At 40.8% G+C, this 16230-nt stretch carries 12 protein-coding genes; 3 read left to right on the forward strand and 9 right to left on the reverse strand.

The window, feature by feature from the left end; genetic code table 11:
* Window positions 1-220 precede the first annotated feature (220 nt).
* The 7 genes from KSMBR1_RS18740 to KSMBR1_RS18770 form a co-directional block, all read right to left on the reverse strand.
* Window positions 221-3115, reverse strand: coding sequence for an SNF2-related protein (locus KSMBR1_RS18740; protein ID WP_099326676.1), 2895 nt, complete (start codon window positions 3113-3115; stop codon window positions 221-223).
* Between the two features lie 407 nt (window positions 3116-3522).
* Window positions 3523-4050, reverse strand: a complete 528-nt coding sequence (gene scpB, locus KSMBR1_RS18745; protein ID WP_099326677.1) for an SMC-Scp complex subunit ScpB — start codon at window positions 4048-4050, stop codon at window positions 3523-3525.
* Window positions 4051-4087: 37 nt separating this feature from the next.
* Window positions 4088-4819: an RnfABCDGE type electron transport complex subunit G gene (locus tag KSMBR1_RS18750; RefSeq protein WP_099326678.1), complete on the reverse strand. Its 732-nt coding sequence runs from the start codon at window positions 4817-4819 to the stop codon at window positions 4088-4090.
* Between the two features lie 3 nt (window positions 4820-4822).
* A complete protein-coding gene (locus KSMBR1_RS18755) occupies window positions 4823-5854 on the reverse strand; it encodes an RnfABCDGE type electron transport complex subunit D (protein WP_099326679.1) in 1032 nt (343 codons plus the stop codon).
* 50 nt (window positions 5855-5904) lie between these two features.
* A complete protein-coding gene (rsxC, locus tag KSMBR1_RS18760; protein ID WP_157820727.1) occupies window positions 5905-7221 on the reverse strand; it encodes an electron transport complex subunit RsxC in 1317 nt (438 codons plus the stop codon).
* Window positions 7222-7907: 686 nt separating this feature from the next.
* A complete protein-coding gene (locus KSMBR1_RS18765) occupies window positions 7908-9245 on the reverse strand; it encodes an IS1380-like element ISCku8 family transposase (RefSeq protein ID WP_099323988.1) in 1338 nt (445 codons plus the stop codon).
* Between the two features lie 841 nt (window positions 9246-10086).
* On the reverse strand, window positions 10087-11043 hold the full coding sequence (locus KSMBR1_RS18770) for a peptidylprolyl isomerase (RefSeq protein WP_099326681.1): 957 nt from the start codon (window positions 11041-11043) through the stop codon (window positions 10087-10089).
* 125 nt (window positions 11044-11168) lie between these two features.
* Here KSMBR1_RS18770 and KSMBR1_RS18775 point away from each other — a divergent pair, with 125 nt between their 5' ends.
* From KSMBR1_RS18775 to KSMBR1_RS18785, 3 genes are read left to right on the forward strand one after another with little or no spacing between them, the layout of a single operon-like run.
* Complete coding sequence (locus tag KSMBR1_RS18775) at window positions 11169-11753, forward strand: molybdenum cofactor guanylyltransferase (RefSeq protein WP_157820728.1); 585 nt, start codon at window positions 11169-11171, stop codon at window positions 11751-11753.
* A gap of 19 nt (window positions 11754-11772) precedes the next feature.
* Window positions 11773-11991 carry a hypothetical protein gene (locus tag KSMBR1_RS18780; protein ID WP_099326683.1) on the forward strand — a complete coding sequence of 73 codons (219 nt, stop codon included), beginning with the start codon at window positions 11773-11775 and terminating at the stop codon, window positions 11989-11991.
* Between the two features lie 13 nt (window positions 11992-12004).
* Window positions 12005-14701 carry an NAD(P)/FAD-dependent oxidoreductase gene (locus KSMBR1_RS18785; protein WP_099326684.1) on the forward strand — a complete coding sequence of 899 codons (2697 nt, stop codon included), beginning with the start codon at window positions 12005-12007 and terminating at the stop codon, window positions 14699-14701.
* A 5-nt stretch (window positions 14702-14706) separates the two neighbouring features.
* Here KSMBR1_RS18785 and hxlB read toward each other — a convergent pair whose 3' ends face one another.
* Window positions 14707-15309, reverse strand: a complete 603-nt coding sequence (gene hxlB / locus KSMBR1_RS18790) for a 6-phospho-3-hexuloisomerase (protein WP_157820729.1) — start codon at window positions 15307-15309, stop codon at window positions 14707-14709.
* Window positions 15310-15885: 576 nt separating this feature from the next.
* Window positions 15886-16221, reverse strand: coding sequence for a transposase (locus KSMBR1_RS23735; RefSeq protein WP_099326686.1), 336 nt, complete (start codon window positions 16219-16221; stop codon window positions 15886-15888).
* Between the last annotated feature and the right edge of the window lie 9 nt (window positions 16222-16230).

The raw sequence follows: 16230 nt of genomic DNA on the forward strand, positions 1-16230 counted from the left end.
TAGGCTCTGTCTTGCAAATATACATTCATCGCCGCAGCAAGCGATTCTGTCAGTTTGATCTCAGTCTGGCATTTCGGACAAGTAATCATTGGCTCTGTTATATATATCTCATAGAGAGTGTCGACAAACCGGCTTCCCGACGAGCAACGCAATCCGTAGCTGGTTCTCCTTACCTATCCATGTGAGTTCTAATCATTTGTTGTTCTGTATTATTGGTATTTTAAATAAGTTTCCATCTAACGGTAAACAATTCTGCTTTTTCAATCTTTTGTTTTAAGCGTGCCTCTATCTCATCTATCAATCTTTCCTTCCTGTTATCTACGTCATCCTGTGTCTGATACAAATTTAAACGCATGGTGTTTCGTTTCTTTTCCATTTCCTTTATCTGCCTGTGTGCCGTTACCTTCTCTTCAAGATTGAGGATTTTTTTGGCTTCTGTCTTTCGGCATTTTATCTCTTTATCCAATTCTTTCAATTCAATTTCCATGCTGCTTTTCACATCTTCTGCCCATCTGTCTAATTTTTCCATCTCTGTATCGAAGAAACCTGCATTACGTACAGCATTCATTTGCAGGATTTCGGCTTGCTGTTTTTGGGCTATTTGATTTATGAGATTTTTAACATGAGAACCCACCCCTGAATCCCCTCCCAAGAGGGGACTTTTTGATGCGGGAAGGGAAAATAGCCTTTTGCATTGCTCAATATCCAATTCTGTACCTTCATCTGTCACGCTACATAACAAAATTTGATCTTCAGTTTCAAACGAATTAATTGTTAAGTTAATTACAGATAACCAGCCCGACTTTGCTATAAGGGACTCTAAAATATTTATTTTCTTGATAGAGTCTGAGTAATTAAATGCTAACTCCTGAACTACTAATGATAAAGACTTTGTTTTTTCGATAATACGCTGAGCCAAAGGATGCCCAACTCTATAAATGTTTACGTCGTCAATATTCTTTCCCAGTTTGTAGGGGCCAGGATGTATCTTTTCGTCAACAAAAGGGTTTTCACGTAAAATAAAAGAATGCTCGTCTATAGCGAAATCAGCGTAAGGTTCAAGGTAGTGTTTAGTAATTTCCCATAACCAATATTCATACTTGGACAAATATTCTTTACTCTCCTGTAAATTAACGCGTAATTTTTCATGTACCTCCTCATCGAAATTTTCTAACAAATTATTTCTGGCGTCTTTCATACGGTCTTCAATCTGTTCTTCCAGTTCCTTTTGTAACTGGTCAAATAAGGACTGTATTTCTCCCGAAGTTCTGCAATGCTGGTAAATCTGTGCAATCCGTTTTTCAAAATTAACACCTGATTCAATACTACCCAATACTTCATCGCTTGCCCCGAAAATGCCGTCAAAAAGCTTGAATTTTTCTTTCAATAACTGATAAACCCTCTGGTCTGCGGCATTACTCTTATTTAGGAAATTTACGACAACCACATCAAACTTTTGCCCATACCGGTGGCATCGCCCGATTCTTTGTTCGATACGTTGAGGATTCCAGGGTAAGTCATAATTTACTACCAGAGAGCAAAATTGCAGGTTAATACCTTCTGCGGCGGCTTCTGTGGCTATCAGGATGACTGCCTCATCTCTGAAATAATCTACTATTGCAGCCCGCTTATCGGCACTTTTTGAGCCTGTGATTCTGTCTGTGCCAAGATGCCTCTCGATCCATTTTTTATAGATTTCTTTGGATTTCTGATCGTTGTTCGAGCCGTTAAATAAAACTATCCTGTCCTTGTGCTCAGTATTTTCTAAGATGCTATTCAGATATTCTTGTGTTCTTGTAGATTCGGTAAATATGATGGCTTTTTTATTACCACCCAGACGTTCTATTTCAGCAAAACCTTTTTTCAGGGCGGTCAGGAGAACCTCTCCCTTTGAATTTCGGGTAATAGACCTGGCAAGATATTGAAATCCCTTCAGGTCGTTGATTTCCTTTTTGATGTTTTTGATTTCCTCTGGAGTGTAAAGTTCTTCCTTTGTTTCAGTAACGGGTTGATTTTCTTCTTCAGCATCCTCCCATTCATCCTTAATTTCATCATAAGATTCAAAATCCTGAGACACTATCTGCTCAATGTCTTCCTGTCGCCCCTTGGTAGTTACGATATTTTCAAGTTTTATTGCAAGGGCGTCTAATGTCCCTGAAATAGCAAAGGTTGACGATGCCAATAATTTCCTCAAAATTAACGTCATGAGTTGTCTTTGACCTGGCGGAAGTGCAAATAAATTTTCCCTTTGTAAATAGGCTGAAACCAGGTCATAAAGCCTTTGTTCATCAGGAGACGGGACAAACTCTTGCGTTATTGCCATTCTATTGGTGTATTTTACATATTCTAATACCTGCCTGCGGAGCGTCCTTATACAAATGGGTTTTAGTCTTTCTTTAAGATTATGGAAATCATTTTCATTCGCTAATCTGGCAAACTGATTTTTATAACTCTTTAAATCACCAAAGGTATAATCATCAATGATACTGACTAAACCATAGAGTTCTAACAAAGAATTTTGGAGCGGCGTTGCGGTAAGCAGCATTTTTGGAGCGTGGGCTACGGCATTTTTGACGGCAGTGGCAATTTTATTTGACGGCTTATAAACGTTTCTTAATCTATGTGCTTCATCGATGACCACTAAGTCCCAAGGGATATTTTTGATATAAACATCTTTAGCCCTTGCAAAATGGTATGAGCAAATGATTATTTCGTTCTGGTTGAAGGGGTTTAAGTTTCCTTTTTTAATTTCCTGATTAAAAGAAGGCGTTTCCAGTATAAGTGATGAAAGGTAGAATTTATCCAGTAATTCCTGATTCCATTGCTTACGAAGGTTTGATGGCACTATAACCAGAATTTTCCGTTTTCTTTCAGCCCATTTTTGAGATATAACCAGACCGGCCTCGATGGTTTTCCCCAGACCTACCTCGTCCGCCAGTATAGCACCCTTTGAAAGCGGGGAATGGAAGGCAAATAAAGCAGCCTCGACCTGATGCGGATTTAAGTCTACCTGGGCGTCTAAAAGAGAAGAAGCCAGCTTTTGCAAACTATCTGAAGAACTGCGTTTTGTAAGCTCAAAAGCAAAATATTTTGCGTGGTAAGGCGTTATTTGCATTAATTATAGCATTCAGGGAATTATTTACTCTTTAAACAAAAGACCCAAATTACCTATTTTCTTTAGGTTTGTGTGTGGAGTATAAATCATTCAAAAACTTATTTCAATACCCGTTCATAATTCATACTTTCTGAGTGGCTTTGCGTGGGAAAAGAAAAAACTTTCTATTACAACTCGTTTGGGTTAGTGGATTTTAGGAGTACGGGGGATTGTTTAATTTATACTCAAGATGCTCATAAAATGTGAATTTTAAATTGATGATATGGTGGCACGGACAAACCTTGTTTGTCCGTGTTGAACTGGTACGACATTGTCTATAAATCACCAATGGTGAACCTCTTGAGTATCACTATTTCTACAAAAGTACAAAGGAATATACTCTTAAGTGCCTATGGTAACCCTTTTTGTTATGGCGCTGCTAATTCCTCTGCCTTTGGCAGATCCTTAATGTTTTTTAAGCCGAAATGTTCAAGAAATTTCTTTGTAGTGCCGTATAATAAAGGGTGTCCAAGAGATTCGTCCCTCCCAACTACCTTAACAAGGTCTTTTTCCATTAGTAGTCTTATGATTTGACCTGATTGAACGCCGCGGATAGACTCAACATCAGCCCGCAATACAGGCTGTTTGTATGCAATGATTGCAAGTGTTTCCAGTGAGGCCGAAGAAAGTTTTGTTTCAGCCGATTTTTTACGCAGTTTCGATATCCATTCGTGATACTCAGGCAGTGTGTAGAGTTGGAAGCCGCCTGCAATCTCTTCAATCTGGAATGCCCTCCCCTGCTGATTATATTCTTGTTGCAGTAAAGTAATGGCTTCCTTTATGAGGGCGGCGTCAACATCATCGATAATGTTACATATTTTTTTGCTGGAAAGAGGTTCTTCCGCAGAAAACAGCAACGCTTCAACAATGGGTTTTATTTCTTCAATGTTTTTCATGGTGGGAAAAATATCGTATCAATTCCTGCTTAATGACTCACTTGATTTGCCAGGTATATTCCTGCAATTCGATTTTGATTTTTTCGATTGCATTCTGTACCGCTTTTACTGCGGCATTTGTAGAGATGGTCGCTCCCGTGATTGCTGTAATTTTTTCTTTATCCGCAACTTTGGAAACTACCAGTTGATTATATGTCTTATCTTTAAATTGTTCCTGAAACCATGGACGCAGTTCCGTTGCCGCTCCATTCCCGGAATTATTGCCTTCTTTTCCCTGATGCATGTTAAATTCAGGCAATTGTTGGATTTTCCCATGGTCAACCCCTGAAGTTTTCCCGAAAAAACTCATTAAAACGCTCAATAAAGTATCAGAGCTTTCCTTTTCTACCATTTTCGTGCCGAGGCCAGGTGTTTCCCGCTGTGAGATGATATCGATTCCGAGAATTTTTTCCAGATTTGAATCGAGCCCCACCATTACATTTATTCTGCTTGAATATCCCTGCGCTTCACCGCTTGCCGCATATCCTATCAATTCCCCTTCACCATTTACGCCCTTGTATATTTTGTCCTGATTCTTTGTATTGGGCGGAGAAATTTCTTCCGGTGTTTCATCAATGCCGGGAAGCACCGTAAAGAGCGCCCTGGTGCGAACCTCCGACTCTTTTTCCCTTATTTTTTCTTTCGTAGTCAGGTACGTTGAGGAAACACCAATTGATGCCAGAAGGGTAACAATCGTTAGAACTACCGGGTATTGGACTTTTTTTTTCATGTTCTATTTTTTTACTTTTGAACCATAAAGGCGTGGTTTTGTGAATCGGTCAATAAGAGGAGTCGCAGTATTCATGATCAGAATTGAATAACAAACGCCCTCGGGATAACCTGAATAAAACCGGATTAAAATAGTTAATAACCCCGCCCCAACAGAAAAAATTAACATCCCTTTTTTTGTAAGAGGAGTGGTTACCATGTCTGTCGCCATAAAAAATGCGCCCAAAAAGAGGCCTCCGGCAAATAAATGGTAAAAAGGGTTATTTGCCCATGGGGTAATTGTACGAGGAGGCAGAAAAATCGATACGACAAAAACGGTCAAAAGATACGCAACAGGCACGTACCATTTTATACATTTTTTATACAGAAGGTATAATCCCCCTGCAAGCAGCGCAATCGCGGAGGTCTCTCCAATACAACCCGGCACACTGCCAATCAACAACTGGTAAAAATTATATAATTCTGCCCCGGATTCCTTTGCAAGAGGGGTTGCCCTGGTTACCGCATCCAGAAGCAGGCCGCTTTCCCCCGTACTGGTAATGTTTTTCAATACATTCATTGCGCCCGGATCTGAAAAGAATCGCCAATCTGAATTTACCGAAACAGGATATGCCACCTGCAAAAAAGCGCGTGCAGCAAGTGCAGGATTCCATATATTATTCCCTAAACCACCAAAAGAGTGTTTAACAACAGCGATCGCAAAAAACGATCCTACCACAGGGACATACCACGGAGCGCCTGGAGGCAATGTATAAGCAAGCAAGATGGCGGTAACAATGGCGCTGCCATCCTTAATCATTGCAAAAGCAGGCTGCTTTTTCATAAGTGAAATGACAATTTCCGTGACGAGAGCAGTAAGGCAACATAAACCAATAACAAAGAGGACATAATAACCAAAAACAAAAATGGCAGCGAATCCTGCAGGAAGTAAAGAGAGAACGACAGTCCACATGATATGAGAAATGCTGTCATTGTCTCTCATATGAGGCGATGAACTGACGATTAAAGGAGTTACGCTCTGAGTAGTATTTGTCATAGTTTTTACTTTATGCCGATTATTTTTACGTTACACGATAGAAACGAATGCTATTTCTTTGTTTTTTGTTTTGCAATAAGGGCCTTTGTAAATTTGATGTGATGCACAATAGGCCGTTTTGCAGGGCAAATATAAGTGCAACAGCCGCATTCTTTGCATTCAAGAACATTATTCTCCAACGCAAGGGAAATATTCATGGATTCCCCCATAATACTTAACTCGCTTGGGTTGAGTCCGTATGGGCAACTGACGATGCACCGCCCGCACCGTATACATGCATGAGATTCATAGTGCGGCTGGTTTTTCAGAACAAGAATTCCACCCGTTCCCTTAATCGTCACGGCGTTATCGATGCTCCCCTGCGCAATGCCCATCATTGGACCCCCAAAGATAATCTTATTGAGGCCAACAGAGGTTCCGGTGATTTCTAATAAATCCCGGACTGGCGTTCCAATGCGGACGCGCAAATTTTGAGGTTTATTGACTCCATTCCCCGTTACCGTAATTATTCTTTCGATCAAAGGACGCTTATATTTCACCGCATTATTGATTGCAAACGCCGTTGCAACATTTATAACGACAGCGCCTGCCTCCATGGGGAGTTGAGTGGGTTTGAATTCACGACGTAATAATGCTTTAATAAGCTGATGTTCTGCACCCTGAGGGTATTTTACTTCCAATAAATCTATTTTAATGGAAGGATCTCCAGCCAGGGTATTTTTCAATAATTCGTAGACGTCTTTTTTATTCGCTTCAATGCCGATATGCGCTTTTTTACAACCAATGCATTTCATAACAAGCCGCAATCCCTCAAGGACTTCATTTGCATTGTTACGCATAACGTAATGATCGCAGGTAAGATATGGCTCGCATTCCGCCCCGTTCATCACGATAGTATCTATCGTTTTATCTTTTGGGGGAGTAAGTTTTACGTGTGTGGGGAATGTTGCGCCGCCAAGTCCTACAATACCGGCGGAGAAAACCCTTTGTCTGATCTCTTCCGGGGTGATATTTTCAGTGTCCTGTTCAACGTTTAACGTCTCAGCCCATTCTTCCTCGCCGGAATTCTCGATAACTACCGCCAGAGACTTTGCACCGGCGACAGGATGCGGATATGGCGACACATCAACGACCTTGCCGCAAACGGAAGCATGTATGTTGGAGGAAACAAAACCATGCGCCTCGCCAATTAACTGTCCGATTTTTACCTGATCCCCTTTGTTGACAATGGGTTTTGCCGGCGCGCCAATGTGTTGATTCATAAACAGATATACTTTTTTTGGAATCGGGGAGCAAATCTCACTTATTTCAGAAGTAAGCACTTTTCCATCCTCTTTGGGATGTATCCCCCCTGCAAAAGTATTCAATTTTGATTTCATTAATGCGTACATTTAGTACCTTATCAGTAATTTCTTTGCACTTTTTGGCAAAATATTAATTTTTTAATCTGTGCAATCGTTCGACTGAGCTTGCGACGAAGTCTGTGTAATCTGTTGTTCCGCCTTTCGTATTATGATATGAAAAAAAGGCTCTTATAATTTAGCTTTCAATTCTGTAAAATCAAACGAGAAAATGGAAAAATCGATACTACAGATATTCTGAAGTAATTATTCGTAACACTTTAGTTTTTTGAAAAATTCCAATAATCGCAATGTGGGGGCGAAGCATTTGCTTTAAATTGTCATAAATGCGTTCATACCCAAACGGGAAAATGCTTCGCCCCTACTTTTTCAAAAAACTAAAGTGTTACAATTATTCCGAAAGGTTGCGCCGGCGTATTATCGATAAATGTTAATCCTAAATCCTGCAAACGATTTTCGCAATGCGAAAATCAGTATTTTCCACTACCAAGATTGGCAAAAAGCGATAACAGATATCCGTTTTTTAGCAATTGTGGTAGCGCTATTGTACTACTTTAAACAAAAAGACATGGGAAATTGTCGGAAACGTGCTCTCTGATGCAATGAAAATCAAGATAGGGATGTACTGTCTCCATCTGCGGTATACTTACCACTCTCAAAAGACTAAAAAAACGAAATACAACGTCGGTTTTCTACTGAAAAACTACATCCAGTGACATGCGTTCCCACTTTTCCCATTCCTCCTGATGGAGAAATTTCTCCGGCAATTTTAATGTCATCTGCCGGCTTCTCTCCACCAGTTTCCCTGCCACACGGATTAACCACAGTCTCATCGTCTTTACTTCCCACTTTTGTATCACTCCACCACTGAGCAATCCCATCCACTTCAAAAGATTATACGCTAACACCGCACACTGAAATAGCGCAGCATTGGCCAAAAATTCACCCGTACGTATGTGCCCCGCATTCATCTGTCCTTTACTCTCTTCTATCAAAGTCTCGCAGGTAGCCCTCTTTCCATAACAACGATGCGCTTCCATCGGACTTAACCGCTCCGTTGTAACGTAACAAAAATACTCATACACGGACACTTCTACTAATTTCTTTTCTCTTTTGACCAATTGCCGCACTGCCACAAAACGTCTCGCACGATCCCACCCTGCACATCGATACCAAAATTCAGCCTGTTCCCATCCTGGCTCCCCTTTCACCTCATTCCATTTCTGCCCTTCAAGCAATCCTTCCAGATTCTTCAGCTTTACCTTAATCAGATATCCCGCCAATATTGACTCAAGGTATTCAAGTAATTCTCCGGTAAAAAAACCGCTGTCTCCTCGAAATACCACCCTTACCCCCTTATTCATGTACGCCATACATTCCTTCATGAACTCTACTACTCCGTTACTCGTGTAGGCGCTTCCACAGCGGAACCAACTATGTAATACCTCCTTTGTTTCTGCAATAAATGCCATTAAGGGATGATACGCCTTCTGCCCCTTCTTGTGCGGATTATATCCTACCTCTGCACCCTCCTGTTTCCCATATACACCATCTACGGTAGAATCAACATCTATCCATACTTCGCAAAGAGCACTCCTGAGTTTATGGCCTGATCTCACCGCACGCTTCCATATCTTTCCCCTAAACCGGTGGATCACCCCCGTCAGTTCCACTATATCTCCCTGACTCGCCAGCTTCATAATACGTCCTATCGTAGTATCTACAGGTACCTCTTTCCACCCGGACATCTTCTTCAATACCTCATCTGTACACACCTTCATCACCTCTACCATCGATGTCGCCCCTGCTATCAACCCTATCACTACCATTTGTACCGCATCGACAAACTGATACCGGGCATTTGCTCCACGATCCTTATGGACCGCTTCATGGACTCTCTCCCGGAACATCAGCTTACCCATAAAATTCAATACCGGTAAAAGCCCTGCATGTACCGTTAAGCCTTTCCCGCTCATCTCTGCCTTGATTTTCGGTTGTCTTTTGCTGTATTTTTTTGCTATATTCTTCATCGAAATGGTGAATCTCCTTTCAGGTGTTTTTTGTTATCAATATACCGCCGAATACCTTGGAAATCCTACCATTTCAATCCTATTCCTGCAACAAGGCTTTGCCTTGTTTGCAGGATTTAGGTTAATAATAAAAGCTTGCACTTTTATGTAGGAATACGCTTTGAGAGGAATGATATACTGCCCGGATAGGTAACTATAGAGTATGTTTATTTATTCTTATATAAACAAATCTTCCTGGCGGGTTCAAGTTTGCAACTCAATGTCATTAAGTTAAGAATTATTGCAACACTTTGGTTTTAAAAAAAACGTATTACCGATAAGCTCCGTAGGAGCAACCTGTTTGTAGTAGATAGGGATACCATAACAGATATTAGCTCCGTCAGGAGCGGCCTGTCTTCCTGTCAATCATATACAGGCCGCTCCTACGGAGCTATTTACCTGTTGAATTTTATTGTGCTACAAACAGACCGCCCCTAAAGGGGCTACATTGTTTTTTATATCCCCTTGAATTTTTCAAATAACTAAGGTGTTAAGAATTATTTTATTAAAAACAACCCCCTTTTTCCCCCTTTATTAAGGGGACTTTTCTGGCAGGTTGCTTAACTTAATGACATTGGTTTGCAACTTGAACCCCACGTTTTATATTGTTACTACCTGCTGGTATGGGGGATTTAGCCATTAAATACCTGGCGCGGCCTTTGGCCGCAACCAAATTCGAAATACGAAATAAATTCAAATGACAAAAAACCCAATGCTACAAACTTTACGTAAACCTCATCTAATCAATGTCTTACGATTATGCATTTTGAAAAACTAGCATAAAAAACAAGAAGTTGATCATTTAATCCGTAGCTATTTTTTTTGTGATGGAAGCGCTTTCAACGAGATTGACAAGCCACGGCCTTAATCTTTCTCTGTATTTTTTTTCCCGTACTAATTCTTCCAACTCTTTTTTTACCGTATCAAACTTTTTGTCGCTTCCGGTTTTTCTACCGGTAATTTTTACAATGTGATAGCCGTAATTTGTATTTATAATACCGCTTAACTCACCCGGCTTGAGATGCGCAACTGATTTTCCAATATCGTCTTCCGGACTAAATGGCAACATCTTCCCATCTCTTGAAGCAGAAGCGCGGTCAATCGACTGGGCCTTTGCCATTTTCGTAATATCCGCGCCTAAACGCAGTTTCTCAAGAGCTTCTTCCGCCTCTCTTTTCGTTTTCAAAACTATCTGCTGCGCCTCGATTTTTTCTCCATAAATACTTTTATATGCCTCTTGCAAATCCTCTTCAGATACTGAAATCGTCTTCATTACAACCTTTTCAGCACGTAATTCAATCTCTGCCTCTTTTACTAATCTCTTCGTTAATTTATCTTTAAACTCTTTAAGACTTGCACCGATCTTTTCCAGTTCCTTATCAAGATCCGCTTCGTTTTCTATTTTGTACGTTTGCAGTAAAGCGTTCACTTCGCGCTGCACAAGGGTGTTTATCTTGTTTTCTACTTCCTTAGTGGTAAGTGATATTCCATGTTTTCTTGCCTCCTGGTTTATAAGCGTTCTTCTGATAAGAACATCAAGGGCTTCATTTCCATAAGTACTCAATAAAAGTTCATATAGCTCATTGCTGGTAATCTTTTGTCCATTGACAATAGCAACAACATCCTTGTCTTCTTTTGATTCTTTACTTACAAGTACTATACTGGTTTCAGAGTTAGCTGACACACTCTGATTGTGGATACTAAAACTTCCAAAAGAAAACATTGCCGCCATAGGTAAGAAGAGGTATTTTCTATTCATAAATATTGCCTTGTACGAGATAAAAATTATTTTTTTAGTAAAAAGTTAGAATTGAGTTAAAATTATAACACAGAGAAAATTAACGTGTCAATGCTTTTAAAATGAACAAATGGGAGATGTGCAAAGTGACAGGAATTATATTGGCCGGCGGGAAAAGCACCAGGATGGGAACTAACAAGGCATTTCTTGCCTATGGAAATAAATCCTTCATCGAAATTCAAATCGATATATTAAGGCATATATTCCGGGAAATAATTATTTCCGCAAATGACTTCTCCCTGTATGAACATTTACAATTGCCAATCGTTCCTGACGTCATGCCAGGAAAAGGTCCTCTTGGTGGTATTTGTGCGGGACTTATTCATTCAAAGTACTCATACGCATTTGTAATCGCCTGCGATATGCCGTTTATTAATAAGGAAGTAATCGTATATATGAAGGAACTTGTCAAAGGCGACAATTATGATGTAATTGTTCCGCATACAGTCCGCGGACCCGAACCTCTTCATGCATTTTATTCAAAAAATTGCATTCAAACCATGCAGCGATGCCTTGAAGAAGAAGACCTGCGGATGTCTGATTTCTTGCAGAAGGTAAATGTGCGGCATGTTAACGAAGAAGAACTTATTAAGTCGGGCAAAGATATAAAATCTTTTATCAATCTCAACACCTATAGAGAATATGAAGACTATCGTTCAGAATGCAACTAAAACATTTGTCACGGAATAAATGGAAAACCAACCAGACCCGATCATATATAATATCGGCCAATTGCTTACCATTCGTGGGGTAACGCAAAAACCAAAGACTTCCTGGCAAATGGACGATTCAGGAATCATAGAGGACGGCGCTGTTGCAATAAAGGAGGGACAGTTTTTTTACGTGTCTAACACCGAAGAAATAATGGACCGCTACGACTCCGGCACGATCAAAACCATTAATGCCTGATGAAATGTGAATTATGAAAACAAATATTGGACCATTAAAAGATAACGACACAATAGCAATTATTGGCGGCGGGCCTGCGGGGAGTTTTTTTGCACACTTTGCATTAAAACTGGCAAAGGAACTGAATAAAAAGATTACCATTTACATTCTCTGCGGAAAGGATTTTATCCAGAAAGGTCCTGTTGGCTGTAAAATGTGCGCGGGGGTATTGTCGGAGACCCTTATTGCGAAAATGGAACAGGAAGGAATTGTACTTCCGACGTCACGCATTCAAAATGAAATAGACGGATATTTCTTTCAGTCGCAGGAACGCGGCATCTCTCTCCATCACCCGCTTCCGGGCCATAAACCAAGAATTATTACCATTTTCCGCGGAGGGGGGCCAAGGTATTCCCTCTCTGACGTAAACATTAGTTTTGATGATTTTTTATTAAACCACAGCGCTTCTATGGGAGCGAAGGTGCTTTCCGCGATTGTAGAAGAAATTGAGTTGCCGGAAAATCCTCAGCATTTAGTAAATATTGTATACAGGGAGGAAGGCATACGAAAAAAAATATCGGTAAGCCTCGCCGTTGGCGCATTCGGGGTAAATACGTCGCTTACCAAAAGAATCGTGGGGAAGAAACATGGGTATCGCGAACCGCGGTCGATACGCACATGCAATGCGGAACTCCCGCTGGGGAGGTCTTATATCAGGGAGCGTTTCCAAAGAACTATCTACATATTTTCACTGGGAATCAAGCCAATTAAATTTGCAGCGCTTATACCCAAAGACGACTACGTTACCGTATCCCTCGTCGGCAATGAAGACATCACAAAGGCGCATTTAATGCAGTTTATAAAGCACCCCCGAATACGTGAACTTTTGCCGGAAGGGTGGTCGCTGCCGGAAAACGTGTGCATCTGTTTTCCCAAAATCCCGGTCGCGCATGCCGCACACCCCTATTCTGACAGATTTGTGATAACGGGAGATGCAAGTATTTCCCGTACCTATAAAAACGGCATTGAATCGTCTTTTGAAACTTCCCGGTTAGCCGCTTACGCCGCTTTTTATCACGGCATTTCAGAAAAGGATTTTAAGGAAGCGTATTATACGCCGGCGCTGAAATTACTTGCGCACGACAATTTTTACGGCAAACTTATATTAAACCTTCACGATTATATCACCTCAAAAAAACACATCGCAAACACGCACATCGACTACCTCTGCAAACACAAGGATACCTGGGGGGCGCAGCGCATCAATGCCATTTTGTGGAACATGGTTACCGGCAACATCGGGTATAAGGAAATATTTTACGATGCAATGAGTTTTCGGTTACAGGCAGTTATGTTTCCTCATAATTTCAGATCCTCGGTCAAAATGGTGTATGGGTATTTCCGCAAACTGACCAATACAGATCTTGCGGGAACAGCCAGATCGAAAGAAACACCGGCATTGGGTCCCCTGAAAAATCAAAGCACCGTAGTTATAATCGGAGGCGGGCCTGCAGGTACCAGTTGCGGGATTGCCCTGAAGCATCTTGCCAAAGAGAAAAATATTGACATAAACGTTATTTTATACGAAATGAAGGATTTTGAAGGTGGAATTGAACACAATGAATGTGCCGGAGTACTCTCCCATCCTATTGAACATATCATGGAGGATACCTTAAAAATCCCCTTCCCATGGTATCTGGTGAAAAGGGATATACCAGGTTATTATCTTCACGCAAATGGGCAAACGATAACGCTTGAAGGCAACGGAGAAATATCTTACGCCCTTCGCAGAATTCAATTTGATGCATATCTTCTGCAAAAAGCAAAAGAAGCCGGCGTTACCGTAATCAAAAGCAAGGTTACTGATATAGAAATCGGACGGGAAAAGATTGTTATCTATAGCGAAACCCGGCATACCAGCGCCGATGTTGTAGTGGGCGCCTTCGGTATAGAAGAAGGTACACATAAATTATTTGAAAGCGGCACACCGTATAAATCCCCGAAATATTTACTCTCCATATTAACGAAATTTCATCCCAAAGGGAAATACCATGATTTAGAAAATACCGATGGATATATCCATGCCTTTTTATCGTCGATAAAAGAAATAGAGTTTGGCGCAATCACCCCAAAGGCAGACCACTATACCATCAACATTGCAGGGGCTAAAATTTCTTCAAAATCTATGGATAATTTTTTGCAGCAATCCGAGGTAATGAACCAGCTTCCGGAGTGTTTTAAGGATGCTTTAGGACACTTCGACTATCATAGGGGGTGTTTTCCGGTGAAACCTGCAAAAAATCCCTTTGGCGACAGATATGTAATTATCGGGGATGCGGCAGGCCTTATCCGTCCGTTTAAGGGCAAGGGAGTGAATGCGGCATGTTTAATGGGCATTAAAGCGGCGGAAACTATGATGAACGTTGGCATATCAAAAAGGGCTTTTCATACCTCATATTTTAACAGTTTTTACGACGTCATTAAGGACTTGCCCTATGCAAGAGCAGTCAGGCGCTTTATTATATGGGGTGCGTATTATGGTTTTTTGGGGAGTGTTATTCAGATTGCCAAAAGCAACCCTGAATTAAAAGGGGCATTGTTTGACAGCGTTTCAGGGAGAAGGACGTACCGAAGGATACTTATTGATGCATTCAGCGTGCGATTATCTTTCAAGATATTCGCTGCTATTATTCAATGTTTCATTTCAAAGATAACAAAAAAACAGCGCTAATCATATCATTCCAGGTTTGAATGCCTCCTGTTCATTTCCTGTTCCGAACTTCTCAATTCCGTCACGAGCAAATGAATTACACCGTCTAAATAAACAAGGCAGGCTTGTTCGAAAAGCGTACTGCGGAATTGGATAGAACCATTGATTTTGTTGTGCGTACGGATTTCCTGCACAGGTAGATCTACGATAATATCGGCATATTCAGTAAGAGGTGAATTTTTCTGCGAGGTAATTGCAGCAACAGTGGCAAAGGATTTTTTTGCCAATTCCGCTATGTAGCAGGTAATGTGCGTATTCCCTGAACTACTGCAGGCAATCAATAAATCCCCTTTATCGATATTCGGCGTCGTGGCGTCTCCCACACAGTAAGCGTTTAAACCAATATGTGTCAGTCTCATTGCAAAAGTACGGGACACCAGACCGGAACGGCCCTGCCCAGTCACAAATATATTCTTTGCATCAAGAATCGACGAAAACAATTGTGCAAAGGACTGTTCATTTATCTTATCAAGAACAGAATGAATTTCATTCAATATTATTTTTGTAGTTGGTTTTATGACCAGGGTAGTAGTGTTTTTATGTAATTTCATGATTTTCGGCACGAACATTTTAAGCCCCCCTCCACAGATTTTTGGTGATTTTAACAAAAATTTACCGCTCATAATAATAAAATATTTGTAACTTACTGAGCCGGCATAGTCAGAACCAAATAAGATAAGATATTAAAAACACGAAATTCGAATGGCGGGGGATTAAGGGGGTGGAATTGTCTGCGGAGGAAATCTGGGAGGTTTATAACATGAATAGCCATAAGTTTTTCTTCTCATTCCTACGTTCTGCGGGAATGCATGTCACGAAACAGGATAAAATTGTCCATTTGACCAGCCTGCGGAGCGTGGGAAAGAGGGTCAAATTTGTTTTCATAATAAAGGGGTAGTTGAATCGATGGAGAAATCCAGTCCACCCCCTGCACCCCCACGGCAACGTCAAAGTCACCCTATGAAAGACGCGGATCAAGAATTTGTGCCAAAAGCTCCCGTCAGTAAGTGGAGAAGAAAGTAAAAAACGATAGAATTCCCATATAAATCGGCAAAAATGAGCAAAACAAGCAAAATGTAACGGGAGTATCCCTGTGGTAACGAAAGAGATAGTAAAAAAATAAAGGCTTTTTTTTGTTCTCTACATTACAAGCGAAGCATTTGAAGTGAAAGAAAAGGTCTTGCCGCAAAATTTCTGAGCGTCTTTGCAATATTTGGTACATTGAGAAAATGAAACAGCCCAACCACAAGGTTCTTCAAAGAAGCCATTGCCCTTGGGGCATTTTGTGTGCGTATTTGAGAATGGTCTTCACGGAAGGAGGTATCACGCACATAATGAAGTCCATTTTCTATTGACCAGTGTCCGCGGGAAAACTTAAGAATGGTTTTGGGACTTGCTTTTTGTTGTGTCAGGCTGGTAATACCGTAAACAATTTCCTCGGTCTTTTTGCCGGTCTTGACTTTTGTAAATATTCTATGAATGCAAAATAC

This window comes from Candidatus Kuenenia stuttgartiensis (assembly GCF_900232105.1).
In the GTDB taxonomy this organism is placed as follows: domain Bacteria; phylum Planctomycetota; class Brocadiia; order Brocadiales; family Brocadiaceae; genus Kuenenia; species Kuenenia stuttgartiensis_A.